The 24325-nt window shown below is 62.5% G+C and carries 30 protein-coding genes and 1 tRNA gene; 7 read left to right on the forward strand and 24 right to left on the reverse strand.

The window, feature by feature from the left end; all coding sequences use genetic code 11:
• Position 1 precedes the first annotated feature (1 nt).
• The 3 genes from BJI47_RS22075 (at position 2) to BJI47_RS22085 (ending at position 3074) form a co-directional block, all read left to right on the forward strand.
• Positions 2-2140 (forward strand): molybdopterin-dependent oxidoreductase, encoded by a 2139-nt coding sequence (locus BJI47_RS22075; RefSeq protein ID WP_088945698.1) that lies wholly within the window; start codon positions 2-4, stop codon positions 2138-2140.
• Between the two features lie 68 nt (positions 2141-2208).
• Positions 2209-2282, forward strand: a tRNA-Ile gene (locus tag BJI47_RS22080).
• Between the two features lie 96 nt (positions 2283-2378).
• Positions 2379-3074: a DUF2637 domain-containing protein gene (locus tag BJI47_RS22085; RefSeq protein ID WP_088945699.1), complete on the forward strand. Its 696-nt coding sequence runs from the start codon at positions 2379-2381 to the stop codon at positions 3072-3074.
• Between the two features lie 11 nt (positions 3075-3085).
• Here the strand turns inward: BJI47_RS22085 and BJI47_RS22090 are convergent, their stop codons facing one another.
• Positions 3086-3331, reverse strand: a complete 246-nt coding sequence (locus BJI47_RS22090) for a hypothetical protein (RefSeq protein ID WP_088945700.1) — start codon at positions 3329-3331, stop codon at positions 3086-3088.
• 121 nt (positions 3332-3452) lie between these two features.
• On the opposite strand from BJI47_RS22090, the gene BJI47_RS22095 reads away from it, so the two are divergent.
• Together BJI47_RS22095 and BJI47_RS22100 are read left to right on the forward strand one after the other, a co-directional pair.
• On the forward strand, positions 3453-3719 hold the full coding sequence (locus tag BJI47_RS22095) for a hypothetical protein (RefSeq protein WP_088945701.1): 267 nt from the start codon (positions 3453-3455) through the stop codon (positions 3717-3719).
• Between the two features lie 73 nt (positions 3720-3792).
• Positions 3793-4236, forward strand: a complete 444-nt coding sequence (locus BJI47_RS22100) for a hypothetical protein (RefSeq protein ID WP_088945702.1) — start codon at positions 3793-3795, stop codon at positions 4234-4236.
• A 66-nt stretch (positions 4237-4302) separates the two neighbouring features.
• Here BJI47_RS22100 and BJI47_RS22105 read toward each other — a convergent pair whose 3' ends face one another.
• The 13 genes from BJI47_RS22105 to BJI47_RS22170 all read right to left on the reverse strand — a co-directional run bounded on the left by BJI47_RS22105 (position 4303) and on the right by BJI47_RS22170 (position 17202).
• Positions 4303-4632 (reverse strand): hypothetical protein, encoded by a 330-nt coding sequence (locus BJI47_RS22105; protein ID WP_125458779.1) that lies wholly within the window; start codon positions 4630-4632, stop codon positions 4303-4305.
• 199 nt (positions 4633-4831) lie between these two features.
• Positions 4832-5134, reverse strand: a complete 303-nt coding sequence (locus tag BJI47_RS22115; RefSeq protein ID WP_088945705.1) for a hypothetical protein — start codon at positions 5132-5134, stop codon at positions 4832-4834.
• On the reverse strand, positions 5134-5592 hold the full coding sequence (locus BJI47_RS22120) for a holin (RefSeq protein ID WP_088945706.1): 459 nt from the start codon (positions 5590-5592) through the stop codon (positions 5134-5136). The genes BJI47_RS22115 and BJI47_RS22120 overlap by 1 nt, the downstream gene beginning before the upstream one ends.
• A 2-nt stretch (positions 5593-5594) precedes the next feature.
• Positions 5595-6650: an N-acetylmuramoyl-L-alanine amidase gene (locus BJI47_RS22125; protein WP_088945707.1), complete on the reverse strand. Its 1056-nt coding sequence runs from the start codon at positions 6648-6650 to the stop codon at positions 5595-5597.
• 42 nt (positions 6651-6692) lie between these two features.
• The gene (locus tag BJI47_RS22130) at positions 6693-7076 is read right to left on the reverse strand and encodes a hypothetical protein (RefSeq protein ID WP_088945708.1); all 384 of its coding nucleotides are present in this window, start codon (positions 7074-7076) and stop codon (positions 6693-6695) included.
• Positions 7060-7344: a hypothetical protein gene (locus BJI47_RS22135; RefSeq protein WP_088945709.1), complete on the reverse strand. Its 285-nt coding sequence runs from the start codon at positions 7342-7344 to the stop codon at positions 7060-7062. Before BJI47_RS22135 ends, BJI47_RS22130 begins: the two co-directional genes overlap by 17 nt.
• Positions 7345-7353: 9 nt before the next feature.
• Complete coding sequence (locus BJI47_RS22140) at positions 7354-8301, reverse strand: hypothetical protein (protein ID WP_139804872.1); 948 nt, start codon at positions 8299-8301, stop codon at positions 7354-7356.
• A gap of 68 nt (positions 8302-8369) precedes the next feature.
• Positions 8370-8807, reverse strand: a complete 438-nt coding sequence (locus BJI47_RS22145; RefSeq protein ID WP_088945912.1) for a DUF2744 domain-containing protein — start codon at positions 8805-8807, stop codon at positions 8370-8372.
• Between the two features lie 10 nt (positions 8808-8817).
• On the reverse strand, positions 8818-10512 hold the full coding sequence (locus BJI47_RS22150; protein WP_088945711.1) for a phage tail protein: 1695 nt from the start codon (positions 10510-10512) through the stop codon (positions 8818-8820).
• The gene (locus tag BJI47_RS22155) at positions 10513-11391 is read right to left on the reverse strand and encodes a hypothetical protein (protein ID WP_088945712.1); all 879 of its coding nucleotides are present in this window, start codon (positions 11389-11391) and stop codon (positions 10513-10515) included.
• The gene (locus tag BJI47_RS22160) at positions 11388-16316 is read right to left on the reverse strand and encodes a tape measure protein (protein ID WP_125458781.1); all 4929 of its coding nucleotides are present in this window, start codon (positions 16314-16316) and stop codon (positions 11388-11390) included. Before BJI47_RS22160 ends, BJI47_RS22155 begins: the two co-directional genes overlap by 4 nt.
• Before the next feature lie 20 nt (positions 16317-16336).
• A complete protein-coding gene (locus tag BJI47_RS24235) occupies positions 16337-16870 on the reverse strand; it encodes a hypothetical protein (RefSeq protein ID WP_176225001.1) in 534 nt (177 codons plus the stop codon).
• On the reverse strand, positions 16786-17202 hold the full coding sequence (locus tag BJI47_RS22170) for a hypothetical protein (RefSeq protein WP_088945715.1): 417 nt from the start codon (positions 17200-17202) through the stop codon (positions 16786-16788). Before BJI47_RS22170 ends, BJI47_RS24235 begins: the two co-directional genes overlap by 85 nt.
• A 324-nt stretch (positions 17203-17526) precedes the next feature.
• On the opposite strand from BJI47_RS22170, the gene BJI47_RS22175 reads away from it, so the two are divergent.
• Positions 17527-17718: a hypothetical protein gene (locus tag BJI47_RS22175; protein ID WP_088945716.1), complete on the forward strand. Its 192-nt coding sequence runs from the start codon at positions 17527-17529 to the stop codon at positions 17716-17718.
• Positions 17715-18245, forward strand: a complete 531-nt coding sequence (locus BJI47_RS22180) for a DNA-binding transcriptional regulator (protein ID WP_088945717.1) — start codon at positions 17715-17717, stop codon at positions 18243-18245. Before BJI47_RS22175 ends, BJI47_RS22180 begins: the two co-directional genes overlap by 4 nt.
• Before the next feature lie 126 nt (positions 18246-18371).
• On the opposite strand, the gene BJI47_RS22185 is transcribed toward BJI47_RS22180, so the two are convergent.
• From BJI47_RS22185 to BJI47_RS22225, 10 genes are all read right to left on the reverse strand, one after another.
• The gene (locus BJI47_RS22185; RefSeq protein WP_088945718.1) at positions 18372-20252 is read right to left on the reverse strand and encodes an SGNH/GDSL hydrolase family protein; all 1881 of its coding nucleotides are present in this window, start codon (positions 20250-20252) and stop codon (positions 18372-18374) included.
• A gap of 127 nt (positions 20253-20379) precedes the next feature.
• Positions 20380-20955 (reverse strand): hypothetical protein, encoded by a 576-nt coding sequence (locus BJI47_RS22190; protein ID WP_254900746.1) that lies wholly within the window; start codon positions 20953-20955, stop codon positions 20380-20382.
• An 89-nt stretch (positions 20956-21044) separates the two neighbouring features.
• Positions 21045-21428 carry a hypothetical protein gene (locus tag BJI47_RS22195; RefSeq protein ID WP_125458782.1) on the reverse strand — a complete coding sequence of 128 codons (384 nt, stop codon included), beginning with the start codon at positions 21426-21428 and terminating at the stop codon, positions 21045-21047.
• Complete coding sequence (locus tag BJI47_RS23840) at positions 21421-21609, reverse strand: hypothetical protein (RefSeq protein WP_139804873.1); 189 nt, start codon at positions 21607-21609, stop codon at positions 21421-21423. The genes BJI47_RS22195 and BJI47_RS23840 overlap by 8 nt, the downstream gene beginning before the upstream one ends.
• Positions 21610-21649: 40 nt before the next feature.
• A complete protein-coding gene (locus BJI47_RS22200) occupies positions 21650-21859 on the reverse strand; it encodes a hypothetical protein (RefSeq protein ID WP_088945721.1) in 210 nt (69 codons plus the stop codon).
• Positions 21856-22197, reverse strand: a complete 342-nt coding sequence (locus BJI47_RS22205) for a hypothetical protein (protein WP_139804874.1) — start codon at positions 22195-22197, stop codon at positions 21856-21858. The genes BJI47_RS22200 and BJI47_RS22205 overlap by 4 nt, the downstream gene beginning before the upstream one ends.
• A 20-nt stretch (positions 22198-22217) precedes the next feature.
• Entirely contained in the window at positions 22218-22580 is a 363-nt protein-coding gene (locus BJI47_RS22210; protein ID WP_088945723.1) for a hypothetical protein, read from the reverse strand.
• Positions 22558-22791 carry a hypothetical protein gene (locus BJI47_RS22215; RefSeq protein WP_088945724.1) on the reverse strand — a complete coding sequence of 78 codons (234 nt, stop codon included), beginning with the start codon at positions 22789-22791 and terminating at the stop codon, positions 22558-22560. The genes BJI47_RS22210 and BJI47_RS22215 overlap by 23 nt, the downstream gene beginning before the upstream one ends.
• 70 nt (positions 22792-22861) lie before the next feature.
• Positions 22862-23902, reverse strand: coding sequence for a major capsid protein (locus BJI47_RS22220; RefSeq protein ID WP_088945725.1), 1041 nt, complete (start codon positions 23900-23902; stop codon positions 22862-22864).
• Positions 23903-23915: 13 nt separating this feature from the next.
• Positions 23916-24287 (reverse strand): potassium transporter, encoded by a 372-nt coding sequence (locus tag BJI47_RS22225; protein WP_088945726.1) that lies wholly within the window; start codon positions 24285-24287, stop codon positions 23916-23918.
• Positions 24288-24325: the final 38 nt, after the last annotated feature.

The raw sequence follows: 24325 nt of genomic DNA on the forward strand, positions 1-24325 counted from the left end.
GATGACGGTCGCTTACGGCTCGTGCAATCTGTGTGAAGCGATGTGCGGACTCGAATTCACTGTCGAGGACAACACAGTCACGTCGATTCGAGGCGACAAGAAAGACCCGCTCTCTCGCGGGCATATCTGCCCGAAGGCACTGTCCTTGATCGATCTCCACGCCGATCCCGACCGGTTGATCAAGCCCATTCGACGCGAGGGCACCGACTGGGTGGAGATCGAATGGAAGGAAGCGTACGACTTGGTGGTCGAAGGCCTGGTTGCCACACGTGAGCGGTATGGGTCCAACGCTGTCGGTGTCTATCTTGGAAATCCCAACGTCCACAGCCTCGGTTCGATGACTCATGGAATTCCGTTCACGTCGATGCTGCGCACCCGGAACCGATACTCGGCCACCTCACTCGATCAACTCCCCCATCAACTCGTCAATCACCTGCTGTACGGCCACCAGTTGGCTCTACCGATTCCGGACATCGACAACACCGAGTTCTTTCTCGTCCTCGGCGGCAATCCGATGGCCTCGAACGGCAGCATGATGACCGTGCCGGACTTTGCCCGTCGCGCCCACGATCTGCAGGCGCGCGGCGGCAGTCTGGTGGTGGTCGATCCCCGCAAGACCGAGACTGCAGACATCGCAGACGTTCACCACTTCATCCGGCCCGGTACCGATGCCCTGCTGCTCCTCGCGTTGATCAACGTCATTTCGGCGAACGGAACCACCCGGGTCGCCAATTACGTCGACGGTGCCGACGAAGTCGCGACATTGGTCCGGGATTTCACTCCCGACGCGGTCGCGCCCGTCGTGGGCATCGCGGCCGCCGACATCGTCTCGTTGGCAACACAGTTCGCCGAAGCGCGATCCGCAGTTGCCTACGGCCGAATGGGTGTCTCGACACAGCAGTTCGGCAGCCTCTGTCAGTGGGCGATTCAAGTACTCAACATCCTGACAGGCAATCTCGACCGGGTCGGCGGCGCGATGCTTACCGACCCCGCGGTGGATCTCATCGCGAAAAACATCGTGGGCCGGGGGCATTTCGACAAGTGGCGCAGTCGCGTTCGGGACCTACCAGAGTTCGCGGGCGAATATCCCTGCTCGACATTGGTCGACGAAATGACAACCCCCGGCGACGGTCAGATCAGGGCCATGGCAGTGATTTCCGGAAATCCGGTGCTGTCCATGCCGGGCGGCACCAGGTTGAACCAGGCATTCGCTGACTTGGATTTTCTGGTGTCCTTCGACTTCTACATCAACGAGACATCACGGCACGCGAACGTGATTCTTCCGCCCACGATGTCACTGGAGCGTGACCATTACGACCTGATCTTTCAGTCCTTCGCTGTCCGCAACACGGCGAAGTTCATGCCGACAATCCTGACGAAGAAGGCTGGTGCGAAATCGGATTGGGAGATCTTCCGTGATCTCGGTATCCGATATCGGGCACGCCTCGCCGGGCCTTCCCGGATCGACCGCCTTCGTACGCGAATGAAACCGAAATCGCTTGTCACGGAAGCACGTTTACGTTTGTCACCACGACGAACGATCGATCTACTGCTGCGCAGTCATCGCGCCGGCCTGTCCGTGGCGAAGCTGAAGAAGTCACCACACGGCGCCGATCTCGGACCACTCCGCCCAGGGTTTCCCGGGAAGCTGCAGACTCGGAACAAGCGAATCAACCCGGTACAGGACATCATCGTCGCGGAACTACCGGCCTTGCGCGATCTTATGAGGTCCTCGGCGGTGCCCAGCGGAGATCAACTTCTCATGATCGGTCGACGGCATCTGCGCAGCAACAATTCCTGGATGCACAACTCTGCGAGGTTGACCAAGGGCAAGCCGCGACACCAACTTTTCGCGCACCCAGATGACCTGCTCGAGCGCAACATCGAAGACGGATCGGTCGTGTCGGTGACCTCGGCCGCCGGATCGGTGCAGATAGAGGTACTCGCGACCGACCGCATGATGCCAGGCGTTGTGAGCATGCCGCACGGGTTCGGCCACCAGCGTCCCGGCGTCGAACTGTCTGTGGCTAAGACTGTCGTGGGAGCGAGCGCCAACGACGTCACCGACCCACACCGAGTCGACGCGGTCTCGGCCAACGCGATCCTCAATGGTGTGCCTGTCACGATCTCGCCGACTTGACCGACCCCGCGGGCACACGTCGGCGATGCTTTGAAGTAGCATTCGTCACGGCTCGCTCGGTGCGAGATGGGGCGGTAGCTCAGTCGGTTAGAGCCGTGGACTCATAATCCATTGGTCGCGGGTTCGAGCCCCGCCCGCCCCACTTACATTTCCCCAGGCCACGGCCAACTATCCGGAATTTCCGGATAGTTGAGACCTGCCCTTTGCCCACATTTTGCCCACAGTTACAGATACCCATGTGGGCAAGGACTGCGCGCACTCGCTCCATCGCTTCGATGAGTTCACGGTCGTCCGGGTCGAATCCCTCGTCGACGATCGCTGCTCGTTCCTCTGTATCCATGCCTACTTGGACGGTGACGGCACCCGTCTGGTTCCAGGAGCTCTCATGTCTCGCACCGCTGCTTTGGCGACGGCCCGTTGGGGCACCGTCGCCCTCTCTGTAATCTCCTTCGCCATCTCCTACATCGCACTCGCGGACTTGGCGCACATCGCCGGGCTCGGACTCCAGGCGTTCCTGTGGCCGCTCATGATCGACGGGACGATCGTTGTCGGTACGGTCGCGGTCTTCGCAGCACCGGATGCGCACTCGTGGTCACTACTCATCGCCTCCGCGGTCGTGTCCGTCGCGGGCAACGGGATCCATGCTGCGATCACGCAGGGTTCATGGATCGCGGTCGGGGTCGCGCTCACTCCCCCGGTATTCCTGCTGTGGGTTACGCATATGACGGTCAGGCTCACCCGCGTGGATCTTGCCTCGACCCCTGTGATCGAGAAGGAGCGGCGGGAGGAGGAAGCGCCACTCGAGCCCCGCGAGGAGGTGTCGCGGCTGATCGCGGCGGGCGAGCTCTCATTGCGGAAGATCGCCGCGAGGGTTGCCGTCTCGGACCGCACGGTGCGGCGCTGGCGCGACGAAGATCAGATGACGGCGGTCTGACGCGCCGCGTGCTACTGCGCGGCACCGCCGCTCCGTGAGTGCGGCTTATTTTCGGAGTAGGTCTCGAACCATCGGTCTATATCCTTCGCGTCCCAGCCGTATGTGGCGGTGCGACCTCCCCGCTCTCCGACCACGCATGCGGGCAGTGGAAAGTCGCCGGCGTCTTTCGAGAGCTTGCGGCCCGCGAGGGATCGGATCGTTTCGTAGGGCTGCTCCGTTCGGGCAGCGATCTGCTTGACCGATAGGTATTGCTTCATTTGGTCTCCAGGGTCGAGGTTTCGGCGTGTTGAGTCTCGCACTCCTTCGGGTGCTACCCAAGAGTGGACATAGCACCCCGACAGATGCTAGGGTTCAGGTACGCCAACCGAGGAGAACGAAATGAACACCACCACCGCAGCCCCCGCCACAGCCCGCCAGCTCGCCGACATCCTCCACGCACACGACATGATCGCCCACTCCGACGCCAACGCCCGCGGCGCAAAGTTCGACGGATGGGTCCGCTACTCCCACATCGCCGAATACGTCGACATCGCCCAGGCGGACATCACCGCCATCATCACCGACTGCGCCGACCGCATGACCTCACCCACCCACAAGATCACCCAGCTCCGGCCCACCGCCTTCATGGCCCACCTGGTGAGCTGAGCGACAGGGCCGACCCGACACCGGGCCGGCCCTCCGCCATCCGCCGAGCCGAAAGTCTGGTAGGAGTAACCACATGAAACTGATACTGGTCACGCTCGCCGCCGGAGCCTTACTGCTCACCGGATGCAGCTCGGACAAGGAGCCGGAAGCGTTCGAAGCGGACATCATCTACGCGGGCAACTCGGACCGTAATTACCCCGATTCGTGCACGTTCGCCGAAGGTGAGGTTGGTGCGGGTGATTCGGTGATCGTGCGAGGGGCTGATGATCGCATCCTCGGAAAGGGCGCTTTAGCGGTCCGGACCATCAGCATGTCGCACGCTGGTGCGACGAGTGGGCCGTGCTCGTTCGAAACGACGATTGAGATCCCCGCCGGTGACGCTGGATATCAGATCATCCTCGATGGTCTCGACGGCATGGAGCCGCACATCTTCGACGAGAAGGAAATGCGCGCCGGACCGGTGATCGACCTGCAGAGCTCGATCGAGAAGGGACTCGCAGGGCTCTCGGGTCGATAGTTGGCTTGAAACGAAAAATAGCCCCCACCTCCGAGGAGGTGGGGGCTATTTGTGCACTGGATCGACTTACGGGCGGCGGCGGCCTTCACGCTTGACTCGGCGAGTCTCCAGCTGCTCCCGCCACAGTGACCGCATCATCCACAGGTACGCGATGACGCCAGCCGGGTACAGCAACGCGCGCACTGCATCCCGGCTCCAGTAGTCGGACTGATAAATGACGCTGAGTGAAATTTGAACCAGAACAAACGACAGGACCATCGACTTCACGAGATAGACACGTCCTACACGGTTGTACTTCCAGCCACCCTGCGACCTCGTCAAATACAGCAGAGTGAACGCCACAACAACAATTGCCAGGGCAAACAAGGACCAGTCACCGAACTCATGTAACGTCACCGACCCCCTCCCCACGCTTGCTGCAGCATTTCAGTCCACCCATTGCGCTGCAGCTCTTGCCACAACACATTCGATACTTCGACAGCTTCACTGCTCTGTGCCTCCGACTCAATTCGACGTTTCACGGAATGGGCATGATCCTCAGCTGCCGTCTTGGCCTCTGCCTGGGCATCTTCGATATCCTTCGACCATGGCCACCTCATGACGAGCCCGCCCGGCTGCTCACGACATCCCGAATCGCGGAGAGGATGTGTGCCGACACTTCCCCCGAGACCCGCTGCTCGGTAAGTACATTTGTCAACGAAGCGATCGTTTTCGCGTCCTCGAGTTCGCGACCGTTGGCGTGCGCAATCGCATCGTCCTTCGCTTTGAGGATGTCGCGGTGTGCGGGCCCGAAAACGATCCAGCCACGGATCAGCGCATATACGCCGAACAGGAAGAACAGGAGGACGACGGTGACGACGCCGACCCCATTCCAGGCGGCCGGGGTGAGCGCACTCATCAGTCGATGAACTCACCGCGTACGACGGGTGCGGTCGTCGGCAAGCCTTTCGCGGCACCGACGTTCACAGTCGCGAGGGAAGTCAGGACCGATACCAGTGCGGCAGTGCCTGCGATCGTTGCGGAGTTGAGCCAGTCGACGTCACCGAAACCGCCCGTTGCGGGGATAGCGGCGACGAGCGTGCCCGCGAAGGTCCGTGCGGCCCGGTCGGCAAGGTCGATGAGGAAGTTCCCGGACGTCAGCGCCGTCGACGTCGACAGCGCCAGCAGGAATGAGACTGCCGCGGCGAGACCCGCCGACGACAGGACAGTTGCCCAGGAGACGGACATGATGGTCGCGCCGGCGCCGAGGAAGATCAGGACGTTCTGAAGGAAGGTCTTGGCGGTACGGTCGGCGATATCGAGCCAGAATGCACGAGTGTCGATCGAACCGAGCTCTACGGTGAAGTGGTCAGTCATGGTCAGCCTTTCGTGGGCATGAGTTGTGTGACACCGGATGAGTGCCAGTAGAGGGTGCCGTTTTCGAACAGTTGATAGCGGTTGCCATTGGCGTCGACGCCTTCGTTCGAGGTCGGCCAGCCGAGCGGGCCCGACTCGTATCCTTCGTCGGCCCAACGTTTCCCGATGGCGCCGTAGACGACGTAACCGTTGTCGGCGCCGTCCTTGCGGTAGAGGACGCCGCCCTGGAATGCCTGCACAGCACCGGCATCGAGTGGCGCGAACTCGCGCACTGGGTAGCCGAGGGTGCCGCGCTCGTAGTCGAGGGATGCGTACGCCTCGAACAGCCCGCCACCAGGGATCGGGAATGCGCCGACGCCTGGGTAGAAGTAGACGTGCGCGTTCTCGTACACGCCGAGCCTGCCCTTGCCGTCCTTGCCGACCGACAGCTCCTCGGGGCGGAGACGCTTACCGACCCACGGTGCACGCTTGGCTGCCGCGTCTATCTCATTGACGATCACCACCGGGGCCGGGGCGGGTGGGGGTACGGGCTTCACTCGGTCGATGACTGCCTGAACATCACGCCGGAATGCGTTCATGTCGATTCCGCCCGGATCCCATTTGCCTTGGATCGCGGCCCATTCTTTATGGCCGATGGCGCGGCTGGAGTCCCGCTTGAGTTTGCGGAGGATAGCTCCGACACCGCGGACGTATGCGCCGTATTGCGCCGTGGACCAGCCTTCGGTGCCGTTGTTTTCGGCCTCGATGCCGATGGTGACGGCGTTCGCGTCGTTCGCTCGAATGCCGGTCCATGAGCCCTGCCCGGCGTGCCATGCGATGCCGACCCCGCATAGGGTGAACTTGCCGTTGCGGTCCAGATGGAGCTGTGATGCCAACCCTAGGGATGGGTGCCGAGCGATCACGCCGGGGCCGGGACTTCCGGAGGCTCCGGTGTGGTGGCATACGACACCCCAGATTTCTCCGAAGTCGCCATGCCCTCGATTGAATGCGCCGTCGTAGATGTCGCAGACCAGTCCCTCGGCGCGGAGAATGTCAGCGAGCCAAATAGGATCACCCATCAGGGGTACCTCCTCGATTGAGTTGTAGTGGTGCGCGGGCGGTCAGCTCGTGGTTTTCGATCCTCGGATCGCGCGGTAGCCCGATGTGATTGCGGATCGAGTGAGGGAAGCCATCGCCTTGACTGGGCTGCCAGACTCTTCGATTCCGGTAAGTCGGATGGCTAGATTGAGGAAGTCGAGTCCTGCTTGCAGTCCGCTCTCTGGTGAGTTTTTCAAGCGCTCGCTTCGGTCCTGGATGATGTTGTTGACGGCAGCGGACCTGCATATGTATTTCGGCCAGGTGTGCGGGTTCTGGAACTCGGCGATGTCTTGATCCGGCACAATTTCGGTGTCGCCGTTGTCGTGGAGTAGCCAGATGTCGTCGTTGCGGGAGTTGTCGGCATTGTGGGCGAGGAACTCGATAAGTTGGTCAGCTGTAAGTGCCATCGGTCACCTCGTAACCGATCGCGAGAAGGGTCTCCGCATGCGTAAGGTCCGGGTAGCGACGTAGCGGAACCAGCCCATTTCCGTCATGATCTGCAACTGAGGCACCGTACGCGGTTGACGGGTGCACTGTCGCGTCCGAATCGTATGCGTTCTGGGGTACTGATATTGCGATCCATTCGTGTCCGTCGAGAGGCTTGGATAGGCGGTAGAGGTTCGTTCCGGGCTGCCACCACGACATGGATTCTTCGATGAGAGTTGCTGTCGGCATAACGATCTCCTAGTTGAAGTAGACCCGGACCACGACGAGGCCGGGTGCGCCATTGCCGCCGTTGCCTACGGTGCCGAGGGTTGTGTAGTTGCCGCCTGCGCCCGCGCCGCCGCCTGGGTATCCGCCATGACCGCCGCGGCCTCCATTGCCAGTGCCGCCCTTCGCGGAACCCCCAGCACCTCCCGAGCCCGGCCCGATAAGCCCAGCATCGGGAGAAATCCCATCCCCACCCTGCGCACCGTTGCCAGCACCAACTACGCCGCCGCTGGAGAACGGACCGTTTCCGCCATTCGTAGCGGGTCCATCATTGTTGCCGCCGCGCCCCCCAGAACCGTTGTAATACAGTTCAGTTCCGTATCCGCACACTGGGCCTGCGGTGGTGCATTTGCCGCCGCCAACAGTCAACAAAGACCCAAATGACGACCCAGTACCATTGCCGCCGAGAGTGTCATCGGAAGTAGCACCGCCGCCACCCGAACCGACACCGATTGCAACACTGCCAGGAACCTCATCGGCCAAGAATTCGTACCATCGAGTCCAGCCGCCACTACCGCCACCGACAGGATTGTTTCGCCAGCGGGCACCGCCAGCAGCCCCGCCGACGAGAGACACCGCAATGCGGGTAGCGCCTGCTGGTTTAGTGAAAGTGCCGGGCGTCCCGTAGGTAAACTGAGTGACCCCGCCTGCCAGCTCGTCGATGCGATTGTCGATCCGAGGGAGTTCCACATCTGCAACCTGGTTGACCTTGTTTTTCACGCCGAGGAATCCGCCGATTAGGTCGACCAATCCGCCGCCACCGCCGAAGATGCCTGCGAACAGCATCGAAATCAGTTGTGCGATACCGCCGATCAGCCCACCGAAAAGGTTGGTGATCATATTCCCTCGCGCCGACCCCATCGCCGCGTCCGCCTCGGCGCGCCCAGCCGCCTTGATTTGAGCTTCGGACTCGTTCTGCACACCCGAAACCTTTTGCGACCCCGACGTACCGATATACGCAACAGTCGGCCTCGGCCGATCCGGTGCCGTCATGGGAATCCCTCCGCGCGACCTACCACCGGGCCGTCGACGACAGGCGCAGCCTCGGGGGCGCGGACAACACCCATCGATTCCAACTGCGCCGCAGCATCGATCAACTGGGCAGGCGTAGCGCCAGAGAAATCGATCCGTTGTGCAGCCTGCTCGGCAGCCGCCTCCGCGATCTCATCGCGGTAATCCATACCCACCCAGGAGATCTGGCCGACGCCCATCCAGTGCACACCCTCAACATCAGGCGCACCCAGGATTACGGCCTTCCGAACCTGAAGATCCGGATGGTGCCGGAACCCGGCATCCGCCAGCTGCTTCGACAGCGAACGAAGCGATAGCTCCGTCGTAATCATCGGGACGCCAGGGGTTTCCTCGATCCCCACGAGCGCCCACAGCGCAAACTCTTCCGGATCGTCCGGATCACACTGACCCTGCATCGGAATCACGTCAGATCACTCCCAGCTTGTGCCCAGCGGCAAATGTCGCGCGGATAAGTCGGAGGTTCTTCTCCATCGGAGACTCGTTGGCCCGAGGATCCCCAACCACTGCGGACCACCCCGCCTCATCGCGGGTGTAGTCATAGTCGATCTGCGATGCCTGCTCCACGAAGACCGTCCCCTTGCGCGGGAAATCACGCATAGTCAGACCGATCCGCGAGCCGAGGAACCAATGGCCCTGACCGCGATCGCCGATGTAGTACGGCCGGCCATCGCCGAGTGTCGCCTTGTGCGTCGTACGCGGTCGAGTTTTGTTGAACGTGTCCCGCAATGACATCAGCGAAGACAGCGTGTATGCCCGGCCCGCACTGTCCGCCATCGCTTCCTGATAGTGCGACCACCCATACCGCAAAGCGCGGACCGGACTTTTGATGCTCCACCAGGCCCCGATTGTGTCGGTGTAGAACGGCTTCAGGAATGTGTCCGCTATAACCCCAGCGGTCGGCAGGTAGATGAATTGCCCAAGATAATTGCCTATCAGGGTGATTCCAGCCGAGATCCCCTCATTGATACCGGGCGCCGAGTGGCCCCCGGTGACGACTTGGACAACGGTGCCTGGAGTGAAACTCCACTCCGAGGCTTCGACGCCCGAAACCTTCCCGTCCCGATACACGACGTACGGCTGCTTAGGGAAAGTGCCAAGCCACTTGCCGACGATTCCTTGATACGGGTCAATCGAACCCGTAGCCGTGGTGACGATCTCGTCGATGAAGTTGTCCGCGAGCTGCACTACGGTCCGCGTGAGCCCGTCCCAGATCGTGCCACCCGTCGAGGTGCCGTCCCAGTATCCGGAAACGTCGACGATGTCGAACACGATCGTGCCGTGACGGACATTCGCGCCAGGCCACGGAGGTGGGTCACCGGTGAGCCAGCGGCGAGTGGTAACCATCAGCTGCGCATCCGCGAGCGTCGGTTCGGCCATATCGTGCCAGTACTCGAACCTCGATGACAACACCGTCCACGGTGACGAATCGTTCAGTAACGCAGTAGGAACGACGACCATGTTCCAGTTCGACATGTTGAACAGCGATCCCCAGCCGGCAGGATCCAGCGGGTCATCCGGAAGAGCCCACCAGTTGCCCTCCATCCGCATGATGTTCATAAAGAGCGCAAGCTTGAGCATGTAGATGCTCGGCCCGGCGAGCACGAATGCCCTCTTCTGGACGATCGCGGGGAGGTAGGGTGAGCACCAGACGATCAGGTTTTTCAGCTCTTCGTAGTCGTCGAGGAAGCTCAGCTCGACGTACCGCTTCCCGTCCTCGTCTTTGACGATTTTCGTAGACGCTTCACCCGCGCACCGGCCGCCCCAGCGTGCACCGTCCTTGTCCATGGTGACGTGCACATTCTGCTTCGTGCGACCCCATGGGTCGACGGCCCAGTTTGTCAGCCAGTGCCCCACTGGAAGAACGAGTCTCGCGACACCGGTGTTGTTCATTCGCCACTGAAAGTGGCCCTCCCGCTCGACCGTGACACGGCCCGCGTAATTCATGTCGCCGTCCCATAGGCGCACCATCGGGCGCTTGCGGCGGCGACGCTTGAAATGCTCTTGCTCGATCTGCGCGTCGTTCCAGATCTTGTCGAGCCGAGCCATCAGGATTGGGTCTTCGAGAAGCGGATTCGGTGGCGGTGCAACTGGAGCCGTCATCTACTCACCTCCTAGGATCGTCGTCCAATGTCGGGATTGACGTAGCGCGACAGTCGCCCCGGGGACGCTCGCCGACACCGGTATCTGCGTCAGTGGGGTGTGATGCGGAACCGCGAATTCGAACTCGATCCCTGCCGTGCGGCCGATGAATACCGGGTTGATGTTCGACCGCCACGTCAACTCATCCGGATAGGAATCGATGGTCAGCTGCTCGCCAGCCGCTAGAGATGGTGTGGTGATGGTGCGGTCCCGATGCTCGTAATCCTCGTGCTTCGGGTCAGAGACCCACGAGAAGTCCGGCAGAGTCACCGTCCCCGCTTGCGCCATGTCGACCACATACTTCGGATGCATCGGGCGGTTGGTCGGGTTCGAAACCCAGAACGAACCCGACAGGGCGCCGGACGCGGACTGCCACACATCGATCACGTCGTCCTCGACCCAAAACGGCCACTCTGGACGGCAGGTGATGATCATCAGCCCGTAGTTGTCGTAGCCCGGGTCCACGTCCGGCTCGAATTCCGGCGTCTCGACCAATCTCACGCCGAGACGCCGGACGCCCGAGGATGATCCGGCTACAAGCGTGGTGACCTCGTCGAAGTCCCATGCTCGCCGAAACTCGGAATACACCTGCTCCCACGGCGACCCCGGGCGCATCGAGATATGCACCGACAGGACGATGGTCATCATGTCGACCTTGTCGCCGCCGTACTCCGCCTTCTCAGTGAAAGCGCCCTGGGTCCACCGTGTCGATCGGGGTGTCTCCCAGATCTTCTCTGGCTTCATGCCGAGGACGACGCCAGTCGACGCCGCCTCGGCGCTATGGAATGGCCAGTAGGAACCGTTCGCGCCCTCGACCGCGAGGTGTAGGACACTACTCATGGGAGCGTCCCAGCCATTGCGGCATGATCCTGACGTTCCTTCACTTTCACCCTCCTGATTGCGTCCTCGGCGTCAGTGATGCCGTAGAGGTGATAGGTCGCCCCAGCACGCGCTTCGGCGCCACCGCGTGACGCCTGCCCGAACTGAGCACCGCCATTGATCGCCTGCAGGATCTGCCCGTTCGCACCCGCATTGGCCGACCGCGAGTTCACGACGAACTCGCTAGCCTCCAGCCATGCCGGCACCTTGTCGCGCCCCGAAGGACCGACCACAGGACCACCGTCGTGGTATCCACGAATCGGCTTGTTCCGCAGACCGGCAACGAGATTCGCCAACGGATTCTGCGGATCGTTCGGCAACGACGGATCCCGATGCGCCGCGAACTCGTCTCGCGCGAGACCCAGCAGGTTCGCTGGATCGCCGTTCGACTTCGTAGCGATACGCTCGAGCACTCCAGCGGCACTGGATAGTGACTGGCCCGTCTCCTGCAGCGCCTTCTCGGCCACTGGAGACCACTGCTCCGGACCCTTACTTGGGTCGTAGAGCACCGGCGAGTCCGCCATGATCTGCGACTGGGATGCGCTACCTGGATCGACGACGTCGGTGCCGTCACGCTCGGCGAGAGCATCGCCAAGCATCATCCCCGCCTGCACGAAGCTCGGCATCTCATTCGGGATCCCGAACACGCCGAGCGCGTCCTCGACCTGGCCCGACACGAAATCCTTCGCGAAGTTGCCGAGCAGATCCGACCACGACGACACCGAATCCGACGACGCATCCTTCTTCTTCGTCCCCGCCGACTTCAAAGCCTCCTCGGCCTTGAACAGCTCCGAGTCTGCCTTCGCCAACTCCAACGGAGTCGAATCCGGGTCGTCGTAGACCTCGTTGCGGCGTTCGTTCGCCGACTCGACCGCAAGCTGCGCATCGAGATGCTCAACCTCCGAGTCCGAGAACATCCTCGACAAGGCTGGGGCCTGCGGGGCCGGGCCTTCCTCGACATACGCAGCGACGTCATCCTTCTTGGCCTGCAGATCAGTAACCTTCTGCTGAGCCTGCTCAACCTTGACGTTCGCCATGTCGAGATCTGCCTGCGACTTCTCCCCTTCGACGAATGCAGCCTCGACTTCGGCGCGAGCTTCCTCGGCCCGGACGATGGCGATCTGAGCCGCATCGAGGTCGAGTTGCTGCTTGTCGGTCCACTCCGGGCGCGGCTTGAGCGTCCGGCCGCCACGCATCCCTACCGAGTACGAAGCGCCATATCCTGCGCCCGCACCGATCGGCAGGTGAGCATGATCGGTGAACTGCGGCGCCGAAGCACCATCAGTGCCACCGACCATGCCGCCGCCGTAACTGCCGCCCATCTCGACGTTCACGCCACCCGGCAAAGTTCCCGCCGTGTGGCCGCCGCCCGGGCCGCCATTGAGCCACCCGAAATTGAGGTCGCCGAGACCGCCGAGCCCCGACTGAAATCCCATCGACGCCAAGGCTGAGCCCATCGTCGCCGTCGCGAAGCGTGACGCAAACGCCGGCAAGCCGACAGCGAACCGAGCGATCGCAGCCATCGCGGCAGAGCAGTCGCCCCACTTCACGCCACCCCAGTCGTACGCCGAACCCGTAAGCGGCTGCGACTCCGAGCCGTTGACGAACCCGAGCAACTCCTCGGGCGACCTGAGTCCGACGCGGCCGCCCTCCTCGTAGCCCGCGAGCTTCGGGAAGGTGCCCGCGTTGATCGCGGCAAGCTCGCGGTCATACCGGTCCGACGAGCGGCCATTAATGACCCACTCCCCCGCATCTACACGAGCAATCGGGGCACCATTACTAGCGACAGCAAGGAAGCCGTCCGTCGTCTCAGTGCCCGGGCCGGACGTCGGCAACCTTCCACCAGTCGCCCTACCCGGCATCGGAAGCGCCGGGTTGATCGGCACATTCGCCGCCGGATTCGGCGCATTGACAGTCGGACCATTCGCGAAACTGTCAAGAGTCTTCCGAAGCTGACCGAGTCCGGTGAGCGCCTCGTCGACACCATGCAGCGTGATCGTCGTCGGCAACTCCAACGGGAACAGCCGATACTGGTCAGCGAGGGCGGTCGCCTTCTCCAGGGTCATGCCAGCCTCGACACGCTGCCTGATGAACTCGTCACGTACACGCTGTCCGGCAGCCTGCACGAAATTGGCCGCATCCTCCGATGACAGTTTCTGCTCGGTCGCGGACCGGGCCGCCTCGGCACCAGCCTGATCGAAAGCGCCTTGAACGCCGCGCATTGCATCGAAGAGCCGCGAACCCGCGGCAGTAGTGGTGTCGATCTGACCCGCCGCGGACACCGCGTCCGAGCCACCATTCGCAGCCGCCTCGGAGAACCCGCGGAGTGCATCGTTGAGACGCTTCTGCGTCTCCTCCGCCGTCATCTGATCGCCACGGAGGCGACCCAGGGCGGACGTCAACCCGTCGACGCCGCCTGCAGCGCCGATCGAATTCGTCGTGATCCCAGCGAGCGCATCACGAACACCACTTGCGGCCGACTGCGATTCGATGAACTCTCGGCGTATGCCGGAGTACTTGTCTACGAGAATCTGCCCCGACGACCCGGTCGACTCCAGACGCGACTTCATGTCCAGCCACGACGCCGCGCTACCAGTCACACCAGAAGTGAGGTCACGCTGGGTGAGATCGAGCTTCTCGAGAGCTCCCTGGGCACGCTCAGCGGCGCGGCCTGCATCATCCACCTCTCGGGAGTCCGCTACGGCCGTGTCGCTACTGAAAACGCCGCCGCCCCCTGCAATCAGGGGCTGCCGAGCAAAGGCGACGAACTTATCCCACTTGCCAGGGATGCGCCCCGCTGCATCGTCGAGATCTTTGTCGATCTTCTCGATCTGAGCGGACACGACAGACTTCACGCCCGAATCGGTGTCGCCACCCGAGCTCGCGAATGCCTCGTCGAGGTTCTCGCGGAACACAACCATCGACTTCGAGTAGTCGCCGGCAGCGTCGCGGGTCGCCTTGAGTCCGGCGGTCATCTTGTCCGATGAGGACTTGAATGCCATTACTGTGCCGATTGCGGCTGCGATGCCGATCATGAATGCGCCGCCGGGTCCGATGAAGCTCGCGACACGACTGGCACCAGTCTTGAGGGCACCCATCGCCGCCCCGCCGACATTCCGCGCCTGAGCGCCGAGGGTAGCGATATTGGCTGCGCCGTTACGTGCCGCGGCGACCAGCGGTGTCGACGTCGTAGCCGCGAGACGCTGTGCGGTCGCGTACGCACCGAGTGCGGATGTCGACTGCACCGTCGCCGCAGTTCGCACACGATCCGCGGCGGCCGCCGCCAACTGGGCGACACGAGCACGCAAAGTGAGCGCGATGTTCGGTGCCTGCGCACCGGTATTCGCCCACAGTGCCGCAGTGTGTGCGACCAGAGCCTTAGTGAGCGCCATCTGCGCCGCGATCTGCGCCGGAAGCATGATGGCACTCGCGATCTTCGCAGCCTGATAGCCGGTCTGGATCACCTTCGCGCCGACCATCGCCACAGCGGCACCACCGAGAGCAACGCCAGCGAGATCGGCATTATCCGCCAAGAACCCCATCGCGGACGCCATCACCTTGATGCCAGCAGCGACGACGACAGTCGTATCCCCGCCGAGACTCAACAGGGAAGTGCCGACAGAGGAAGCGGCAGAGACCAGCTTGTCGAATACGGAACTGATCGAATCGGAGACACTACCGACGTTGTCGAGAGTGCTCGACGCTGAATCCCCAGCGCTCGTGATCCCACCGAGAACAGTGTTGACCTGATTGCCGGTGTCGCCGGAGAAGAACTTCGAGATTCCGTCGTACGCCGCGATCGCGCCTTCGCGGATCCGGAACAGGATGTCGACGACCTTCGAATCCTCATCGAGACCGAATGTCATCTTCGATCCAGCGAAGTCGCCCTTTGCGAGGATCGACCACACGCCCTGGATTCCATCGGTGACCGTCCGCAGTCGGGCGCCGAAGCGTTCCCACTTCGTCCCTGATCCTTCGATCGAGTCGCCGGACGACTTGAATGCCCCGATCAGGCCGGTAAGTCCTGTGGCAACCTTCGTCGACATCGCTTCGACTTTCGGGGCGAGCTTGTCAGCGAACCCGCCGACGCCGCCGAAGCTGTCCTGCGCGAGCTTTGCGAATGGCTTGAGTGCCGACTCGCCGACGCGGCCGAGAGCGGCTTTCATATTCTCGAACGAGCCACGGAGAGTCTTCCCGGATTCGAGTGCCGCGCCGCCGATATTCTCCTCGATGACCTTCTTGAAGGTCTCCGAATCGACCTCGCCCTTCTTGACCATGTCGGACAGCTCGTCGGCAGACACCTTGTACTCGTCCTGAAGCCACTGAAAGATCGGGATACCGCGGTCCGACAGCTGATTCAGGTTGTCAGTGAAGACGGTCCCCGAGGTCTGGACTTTATTGAAGATGGAGCCCATTTCTTCGAGAGATGTCCCCGCGATCGTCGCTGCGTCGCCGGTGAGCGAGAGGTACTTCGTGAGCTCCTGGCCGGGCTTGATGCCAGCCGCCACCGCGGATGCGGCGATCGTGGCTGCGTCACCGAGTCCATAGGCGGTGCCCTTCACCGACGCGAGGGCCGAGTCCATGATCGTGGCGATGCCCTGGGTGTCATGGCCGAGACCGGCGAGCTTGCCTTTCGCGTCGTCGATCGCAACGAGGCGGCCCATACCCTTGGTGAGGGCCGTGCCGACCGCAAGTCCTGCCACCGCGCCCGCGGCGAGCGCCCCGACCTTGAGGGTGGTGCCGATGCCGGAAGCGAGCCGTGAACCCATGCCGCGGCCCGACTTCTCGGCACCAGCCTGTGCGCCGTTGAGCGCCTGAGAGATCCCCGGACCTATCTTCGAGGTCTCAGGGACCACCGAAATGTAGCCAACGCCCAACTCTGTCAACGGAATTCGCCTCCTCGGCACTACTGCGCCGCGGCCGCTTGCCTCTCTTTGAGGGCAGCACGAATCCGTTGCGCTTCAGGGTTGGTCTTGCGGGGCCGAGACTTCGGCGACTCGCCACGCTGGCGGGCCGCAAGTTCCGCCCGGACGTCGATCACAGCCGCCGGTTTCGCGGTCTTCGCGCGCTCGTTCGCGGCGTACATCGCACGAGCACGTGCCGCGATACCGGCAGGCCTGTCTTTAGGCGGCGTCCCTGCGAGCATGTGGCCAAGATCGGCTACCTGATCTTCGAGTGCGGCGAGCCTCGCGATGTCCGGGTCGTAGAAGATCCCCATGGGGTCGACGAGGCTCCGGAATGCAGACCGGCCCGGCAGATGCTCGAGCCATGCGTCGAGATCGTGCCAGGCCAGTGTGCGGCCGAGCTCATCGAGAGATCGGCCGCGTTCGAGAAGGTCGGAGCGGATAGCCCCCTCTACTCCGTCGCGTCGGAGGAGTCCGAGGAGGCGTCGGATTTTTCCGGATCGGCCGGCTTCGACGCCTCGGTCCAGTCCTTCCAAAGCTCTTGGCGGGGCATCAGCGGCCATCCGTCCACTTCGACCGCCAGCTCGGGTGCGAGCCGCTTAAGTAGCTCGTCCATGACGTCGGAGTCGTCCGGGAACTGCAGTTTGCGGTCCGATCCGGGAATGACCTGGCGCTTCTTGTTCCGATCATCTCGGCGCTTCTGGACGTCTTCGATGCGCTTGGTGATGACATCGTCGACTTCCTCGTGCACCTCTTTCGGCACGTAGCCGATCATGGGGATTTCGTAGACGGTCGGCTCGTCGGATCCGGCTTTGTAGATTTCGACGGGGAATTTGGGGAAGACGTCGGGTCGGTACTGGAATGCCATGTTTGCACCAGGGCCTTTCTTGTGTGGTTTGTGGCGGCACCGGGCTCTGGTGGATCCCACCCGACTGGGGTGGCCCGGTGCAGTGGGGGTGATCTATCAGCCCCGGTCGGGTGGGAATGGGAGAAGCCCCGCACCGGGTGTGGTGCAGGGCTTCAGTGGGTGGAGCGGTCCGATCAGGCGAGCTTGGGGATTCGGATACTTCCAGCGACGGTATATGCCGTGTGCTGGTTGTCCGGGTCCGCTTGCGCACCCTGAAATAGGGTGCTAGCATTGGGGTATCAGGCCAGGGGATAGAGCCCCAGGCCACCTCGAAAGGACAGAGACATGACCGACTACTTCACCGACATCGAAGACGGCGACACGGCAGCCATCACCACAGTCGGGTCAGACCTCATCGCCACCAGCACGTCGGGTACCACCGAGCCGGTCAGCCAGAGCTACATCGACACCTACCTTCGTCCGGCCACAGCCGACGAGACCACCGCATACCTCGCAGCCATCGAGCAGAAGCGATGACCAGTAGCGGCTACGTGCAGACGATGCGCGAAGACCTCGGACTGACCGGTGACGAATTCGCCGGCCAGCTCGGGGTCAACCCCCGCACACTTCGATCGTGGGAGTCGGGGCGCGATTCGGTACCGGACCGGATTCAAGCCGAGATCGCCGAGATGCTCGCCGAGCGAGACCATCAGGTAGATGCCCTCACGGCAGACCTGGCAGCGGCAGGGTCGCCGGCTGTGGTTCCGGTGTGGCGTAGCGATGCCGAGATGCACGCCGCACGCCCCAGCTTGTATCCCCATCCGGCGCGGTGGTGGCGGCATGTCGTCGCACGCACTACAGGACAAGTCGATGGCGTGATCGTCGAGACTCACACCATCGTGGACTTGCCGGATTGGGAGCTGCTGGAGGTGTACCGCTTCGGTCCAGACCGTGCGGTCCGTGCAGGCTGGGAGGTCGTGGACATGGAAGCGCGGCACAGGGTTGTCGTAGCCGAGGCTGAGCGTCGGGGGCTACTCCCTTTCCCTTTCGACTTCGACCTGTGAAGCGCTTTTTGTAGGGCTTCAGTGGGTCGATACGGCTAGGGGTATGTGGGAGAACCAAGCTCCCGTCGTGTTATGTGCGGGGTTGTGCCGCGAATCGGGGAGCCTGTCGAAGCACTCCCCGACGCATCACGGCCTCGCCGGGGCTGCCTGCGCGAGCCTCAAATAGCCGAGACGCGAAAGGTGAATCCCATCGGTGTGCAAGTCGGACCGAAGATTCGTGATCGCCGCAGGATCACGGACAGCGGTATCGAAGTCCATCACTCCTGACACACCCATCGGCACCGACCGAATCCAGGCGTTGTACTGCTGCCTCAGGTTCTCCTTCTGCTCGATCACCAGATCGCCCGCAGCGTGCGCGACTGCCAGAGCAGGGACTGGGATCGTGTACGGACCTGCACCAGTAGGTGCTCCCGATGTGATGACGATGTCCTGATTCGACACCACCTCCCCGACCGCGTGAGCATTGACGAGAGCGGGCACCGTCGACACGTAGGGGCCGAACCCCGAAGCGCCGCTGGACGTGGTCACGACTTCGCGGGTGGCACCACTGCCGATGATGACCTGCGTTCCGTTCGGGATCGGCGAAGACGACGAGATCGACGTTGCCCCAGCGGATGCAGCTGCCGCGATGGCCCCGTTGGTGACATTCGGCCCGACAGCGATAGTCGTACCGGATGGGATTGACACTGACGACGAGATCGACGTTACGCCAGCGGATGCAGCTGCCGCGAGTGCCCCGATGATCGGGTTGAGGCGAGGCGGGACCAGCCCAAGATAAACCTTGCTGATCCCCTTCGCCTGCAAGTTCGCCAGAATCGCAGCCATGTTCGACTGAACCGAAGCGAGCGATACTAGCCCGAGAGAGTCGTTCGTGCCGAGCAGGATGCACGCATAGTCAGGCTTGATCGCGTCCAGGTCGAAGCGGTTGTACTTCGCGCCATTGCCGCCTGTGGCATTGATCCACGCTTCCGTGCGGTCACCGGAGCATCCACCGTTCAGTGCGACGATCCCCGCGCCGAGGGAATGCTGTGAAGGCCAGTTGTACTGATTCGGATTGCCCAGAACATTGTCGCCGCCGAGACCTTCGGTCAGTGAATCCCCAATGTAGAACCCGACCTTGTTTTCTCCGTTGTCGATGTACTCGTAGTCGATGATGACATCGAAAAGCCCGACCTTCGACTGTGATGGATTCGGCGCGACCGTGCCACCGGACCCGGCATTGAAGCCGAGGTATGAACCCATGTTGGTGCGCTGAATCACGATGGACGCCGACGCGAATGTTTGAATCGACAGGAGCCAGTTCTGCGCTGCTGGGATCTGCATTGCGGGGTCTGTGATCCATGGGGAGGTGTAGTACGTGAATGTCGAGCCGGGGATCGGTGCTGCTCCTGCGCCGGGGTTGGGTATCGGGTTGAGTGGCGCGGAGGTGAAGTTGCCCGTCCCCTCACTGGTGCCGAATGCGTGCGGGCCGATCCACGCGCCGCGGAACTCTTGGCCGTCTGCTCCTGCCGAGAGGTTCTTGATGTTGAAGTTCGAGATCCGCAAGCGCCATCGGGTAGTCCCGACTGGGAGCCGGACTGGGTAGCGCGGGTTGATGCTGCCGGTGGAGAATGTTCCGTTGCTGCCGCCTGTGCCGAATGCGATTGCGCCGAGCCGGGACCTGCGGGGCGCGTACCGGGTGTCGGCGGTCCCCTGACTTAGCCCGCCTGCCGCCACTGTCCAGAGACCCTGCTCGGTCGCATCGAATGCGGGCCGGGACGTTCCCGATGTGGTGCGCTTGCCGGTGGTGCCGGTCGGGAGCAGCACCGGGGCGTCCTTCACGTAGGCAGTCGAGGGCTGCCAGAGCGGTGCATAATTCGCGTCGAGTGCCGCTTTGGACAGGCGTCCGTCGATCGCCTCGTGCGCGCCCTGGACGCCCGTCTCGATCCGTGTCAAATCTTCGGCCATCACCGGCGTGAGGGGGGCACCCTGACTTCGGTTACGCCAAGTTTTCGGGTTGAAAGCCATCAGTGATTCCCATCTCGTCAGTAAAAGCCTTGCGCTTGCCGGTACCCCTCACGCCCCCCTGGCGCTGCGCATCATCCAGGGAGCGTGCCACTGCCCGGCACAAAATCAGTGCCGGGCAGTAGGGGACCTAGGGGCCCGTGACCGCCAAAGCGGCATCGTTACGGAGCTCGACGACGTTCTCGCCCTTCGAGCCGATCGAGGACTCGTAGGTCTTGATCGTGATCTGGTACTTCGTCAGATCCGTGTGGACATCAGTCACCTCGGCAATCTCGGTGACCTGCCCCTTCTGGATCACGTACCGCTTCGTCTTCTCGCCGTCGATCGAATCGACGACCCACGAGCGAATCGGCAGCGGATTCGACGTGTGGTAAATCGTCCGCGACAAACCGTCTGCATCGGGCGCATCCGTCACAACATTGTCGGCACCATTGATCGTGTCGAGCACAGCCGCGTTGTCATCCTCGAGCAAAGTGATGACAACAGACTCGTCGAACTCGGTCTGCACCGTACGGAACGTCTTCCCACCGAAAGCCTTGATGTCAGTCGTCGTTCGGGAACGGTTGATAGCGATACCGTTCTCGCCGACCGCACCGTGATCGTTCGCCAAGAACTCCGCACCGAGAACCTCGAGTGCGGTAGCCGGCAAAACCGTTCCGACCGGAGCGGCATGCAGGACGCCGCCGTCGATCGGAGGAGTAGCCACGTACGAGTTATTTACATTGACCATGAGAGTGAGCCCCTTCCAGGCATCGTGTGCACCGGGCCGCGAAAGAGGGATGAAAGGAAAAAGAGTCAGCCGATCTTGATCAGCAGCTCGCCTTGAAACTGAAACCGAGCCTGATTCGACTCGTCCGGATGATCCACGGGGCCGAACGTTAGACGCCAATGACGAATGAATGACCCGTCGAACCACCGGCCCCTGATCGAAGGCAAAGAGTCGACAACATGATTCGCCAATTCCTCCGCCTCGATATCCGAACTGGCCCAGCATTCGAAAAGCAGAACTGCCTGATCGGTCACCGGATTCGAACGTGTACCGCCGATCCGGGAAATCCGGACCAGTTTCTTCGGTCGAGGATTCGGCACCCTGGTAGCGACCTTGACGCCAGGCGGTACGAGCGTCATCGTGGCCGCGTACGCAACCGCCAGCGCCGAGCGCGGTTTGACCTCAGCCACTTCCGCCACCCATCGCGCGAACAAGAGTGTTGTCACGCGCATTCTTCGCGCGCGCCGAGAACGTCGCCGGATACACGATCGCTCGCCAACGCCCCGACGGATTGCGGGCACCCTGCCGTGAGGACCACTCGAAGCCATCCCCTGCCCGCGACGCGATCTGCGCCGCAGTACTATCGACCAACGATCGAACCTGCGGCGAATGCCGAAGCTCGTAGAACGCGTTAGGTTTCGGGACAAACTTCGCCTTCGCCATCATCCGCCTCCTCCACGAACTCGGCGACGATCCAGAATTCCGCATTGAAAGCCGCGAGAAGCCGCTTCTGCGCCGGATCATCGAACACCAGCAGCACGCCGGTTTTGTCCTCCGTGCGGAAGATTGTCGTGTCATAGACGGTCTGACCGGCCGCGTGACGAACCAGTAGCTTCTTCATCCATCCACCTTCCGCAGCTTGACCTGCAAGAGGCCCGGAACCCACCAAGGGTTGTGATCCCAATCCCCCGGCGTGCCCTGAATCTCGAACCAGGCATGACCGGGCAATTCGATGTGATCCCGCGCTGTAATCCCGAGAGAGGACGGAGGGAATACCGTCGCGTCCGAAATCACCCGCTCGACATGACCATTCGCCGACTCCTCGGTCCCGCCGAGATGCCACGCGAACACGAGAACATCACCGGCACCGGCGTGCGCCGCATCCCAATCCGTGACCATGTTCCCGCCGCGATCGACAGTCTGCGAATCCTCGTAACGTGCGAGCCTGATGGGCATCATGCAAGGAAAATCGGCGCCCATCAGTACATCGCCACATTCACGACACCACGCCGATAGCGACGAAGAACGAGCTTGTCGCCCTTCGTCAGCCAGGCGCCGCCCGCAGTGGAATCAGACGAATAGTTCTGCGTCCGCTGAAACGGCCCCGCCGACATCTGCGTCGATTCCAGCCCCAACTGCTCCTCGTCGACACCCATCGCGCGGGCCACGATCCGGGCGACCCTACGAGTCACCGGTCCCGGAATCGGCACATCGAATTCGCGGTAGCAATACCCCTCCACGAGATCGGATGCCTCTTCCAGGAGCCCCGGCAGCAATGCTTCGTCATCGGAACTCAGCGTGCCCGTGAACTTCTCGACATCAGCCTTCGTCGCCAGAATCATCGGCAGCCGCCTTCGTCGAGCGCGTAGCGCGCTTCTTGGGAGCGGAATCCCCCGACACCGGTGCAGACTCCACCTTCACCGGCCCGCCGCCGGTGTGCTCGGGAGCAACATCCACACCCTGAGGCACATCGTCACCGGCCGCGAGCTTGACGACATCGGCACCCGATCGGACGTAGATCACGCCCTCGAAATCTTCACGAATCTTCGCCATGACCGCACCTCCTCTTCTCGACCCACCGGTGCGCCGCAGTCACGAGACGCACCGGTGCGAAAGTGTCGGATCAGAGAACAGTCGCGACGAGCGACAGGTTCGAGTTCGCCAGGACCGGCAACGAAATCGCAGCCGAATGGACCCACACCGCGATCGGATCGCGAGTCTTCCAGGTACCGACAACGATTCCTGGCTGATCACCGGCCTCGATGCCATAGTCCGACTCGGACGCTTCCAAGGTCTGGCCCCAGAAAGTACCGCCGAGGTCAGTGCCTTCGGCGTCGAACGGATCGACCGGCGCCGGCAACATGAACACCTTGTTGTCGCTGAGCACCTTCGACGCGCCCGCAGCACCGACCTTGACCTGACGGTCGTACGCGACAATCGCGGGCAGGCCATGCGCGAGGAGGACATCCTGCACAGCGGCCTGCGAGACCAACGACGGAGTGCCCGCGGTAGTGGCAGCGAGTGAACGGAACTCGGCAGTACGAGACAAGGCAGCGAACACCTTCGTCGACACGACCATCGCCCCGGGCTGCTCACCGTTCGCAGCGACATACACATCACGCCACAAGGTGATGTCATCGAGAGGCTTCGCTGTAGCCGAAGACGACCACAACACCGCCGCGGTCACCGTATTGCCCGCATCACGCGACCACGTACCGGTCTGCATGAAACCGTTCTCGTTGATATTGAGCGCCGCAGTCTCGAGCGCCCTACCGCGCTCGAGTTCGACACGATCGATGACCGCACCGACCACGCGAGTCGTGGCGCGCTCGATCGAGGTCAGCACCTGCTCGTCGGAATCGGCACCGCGAGCGCGGAGCTGATCGTATTCCGAAACCCGGTACTTCAAGCCCACCGGAGGGAGCTCGATCGTGACGCGCTTACCGCCAGGCAGCGAGCCGATCGGAGTCTCGGCGTCATACGAGCGGTACTCGGCGACAGGCTGGAGACCGGTCGCGCCGACCGAGAATCGAGCCACGATGTCAGCGACATCACGGTTCGGGAGCCACCGCGCCAGCGTGCCCTTGTTGCGCTCGTAATCCTCCAGCGCAGCACGGGCATAGCCGGTCAGTTCGGCGGGGGTAACAACGTCAGTCCACAACATGTGCGAACCCCTTTCAGACGAAGACGAACTGGCCGGACGACGTCGCGGTAGCGAGGACGGTCGACGGCAGCTTGGACAGGATCACTCGACCGTGGTCGAGCAGCGGCGCAACAGCATTGCCGGCACCGGCAACCACTGGAACGTCGACGAGGAGGAACCCGGCGAGCACTTCAGTGCCGCCCGTTCCGCCGGAGTTGTAGGGAACAGCGAGACCGGACACGATCGCGACGGGCTCGCCCGACTTGATGCGACCATCCGAGATCTTCGCTGCGGCAGCAGTGACGTTGACCGTCACCGTGCGTGCGTTGCCTGTTCCGTGTGAGCTTCCGAGCCAGGACTGATCTCCTGCGCCGAAAGTTTCGGACCGTGGCGCGAGCTGCGTCATGGTTGTCTCCTTCCGAGACGATTCGCGCAGGAGCTGGA

The organism is Rhodococcus sp. 1168, assembly GCF_002091955.1.
Taxonomy (GTDB): Bacteria; Actinomycetota; Actinomycetes; order Mycobacteriales; family Mycobacteriaceae; genus Rhodococcoides.

Excerpts from the sequence above, each read along its gene's own strand:
- BJI47_RS22155 (WP_088945712.1), bottom strand. The coding sequence starts at position 11,391 with ATGAGTAGTGTCCTACACCTCGCGGTCGAGGGCGCGAACGGTTCCTAC.
- BJI47_RS22115 (WP_088945705.1), bottom strand. The coding sequence starts at position 5,134 with ATGAGTGCGCTCACCCCGGCCGCCTGGAATGGGGTCGGCGTCGTCACC.
- BJI47_RS22095 (WP_088945701.1), top strand. The coding sequence starts at position 3,453 with ATGAACACCACCACCGCAGCCCCCGCCACAGCCCGCCAGCTCGCCGAC.
- BJI47_RS22215 (WP_088945724.1), bottom strand. The coding sequence starts at position 22,791 with ATGGCGAAGATTCGTGAAGATTTCGAGGGCGTGATCTACGTCCGATCG.
- BJI47_RS22200 (WP_088945721.1), bottom strand. The coding sequence starts at position 21,859 with ATGAAGAAGCTACTGGTTCGTCACGCGGCCGGTCAGACCGTCTATGAC.
- BJI47_RS22100 (WP_088945702.1), top strand. The coding sequence starts at position 3,793 with ATGAAACTGATACTGGTCACGCTCGCCGCCGGAGCCTTACTGCTCACC.
- BJI47_RS22170 (WP_088945715.1), bottom strand. The coding sequence starts at position 17,202 with ATGGCATTCCAGTACCGACCCGACGTCTTCCCCAAATTCCCCGTCGAA.
- BJI47_RS22130 (WP_088945708.1), bottom strand. The coding sequence starts at position 7,076 with ATGGCACTTACAGCTGACCAACTTATCGAGTTCCTCGCCCACAATGCC.
- BJI47_RS22185 (WP_088945718.1), bottom strand. The coding sequence starts at position 20,252 with ATGGCTTTCAACCCGAAAACTTGGCGTAACCGAAGTCAGGGTGCCCCC.
- BJI47_RS22175 (WP_088945716.1), top strand. The coding sequence starts at position 17,527 with ATGACCGACTACTTCACCGACATCGAAGACGGCGACACGGCAGCCATC.
- BJI47_RS22150 (WP_088945711.1), bottom strand. The coding sequence starts at position 10,512 with ATGACGGCTCCAGTTGCACCGCCACCGAATCCGCTTCTCGAAGACCCA.
- BJI47_RS22225 (WP_088945726.1), bottom strand. The coding sequence starts at position 24,287 with ATGACGCAGCTCGCGCCACGGTCCGAAACTTTCGGCGCAGGAGATCAG.
- BJI47_RS22120 (WP_088945706.1), bottom strand. The coding sequence starts at position 5,592 with ATGACTGACCACTTCACCGTAGAGCTCGGTTCGATCGACACTCGTGCA.
- BJI47_RS22090 (WP_088945700.1), bottom strand. The coding sequence starts at position 3,331 with ATGAAGCAATACCTATCGGTCAAGCAGATCGCTGCCCGAACGGAGCAG.
- BJI47_RS22205 (WP_139804874.1), bottom strand. The coding sequence starts at position 22,197 with ATGATGCCCATCAGGCTCGCACGTTACGAGGATTCGCAGACTGTCGAT.
- BJI47_RS22125 (WP_088945707.1), bottom strand. The coding sequence starts at position 6,650 with ATGGGTGATCCTATTTGGCTCGCTGACATTCTCCGCGCCGAGGGACTG.
- BJI47_RS22210 (WP_088945723.1), bottom strand. The coding sequence starts at position 22,580 with ATGATTCTGGCGACGAAGGCTGATGTCGAGAAGTTCACGGGCACGCTG.
- BJI47_RS22075 (WP_088945698.1), top strand. The coding sequence starts at position 2 with ATGACGGTCGCTTACGGCTCGTGCAATCTGTGTGAAGCGATGTGCGGA.
- BJI47_RS22180 (WP_088945717.1), top strand. The coding sequence starts at position 17,715 with ATGACCAGTAGCGGCTACGTGCAGACGATGCGCGAAGACCTCGGACTG.
- BJI47_RS22135 (WP_088945709.1), bottom strand. The coding sequence starts at position 7,344 with ATGCCGACAGCAACTCTCATCGAAGAATCCATGTCGTGGTGGCAGCCC.
- BJI47_RS22220 (WP_088945725.1), bottom strand. The coding sequence starts at position 23,902 with ATGTTGTGGACTGACGTTGTTACCCCCGCCGAACTGACCGGCTATGCC.
- BJI47_RS22145 (WP_088945912.1), bottom strand. The coding sequence starts at position 8,807 with ATGCAGGGTCAGTGTGATCCGGACGATCCGGAAGAGTTTGCGCTGTGG.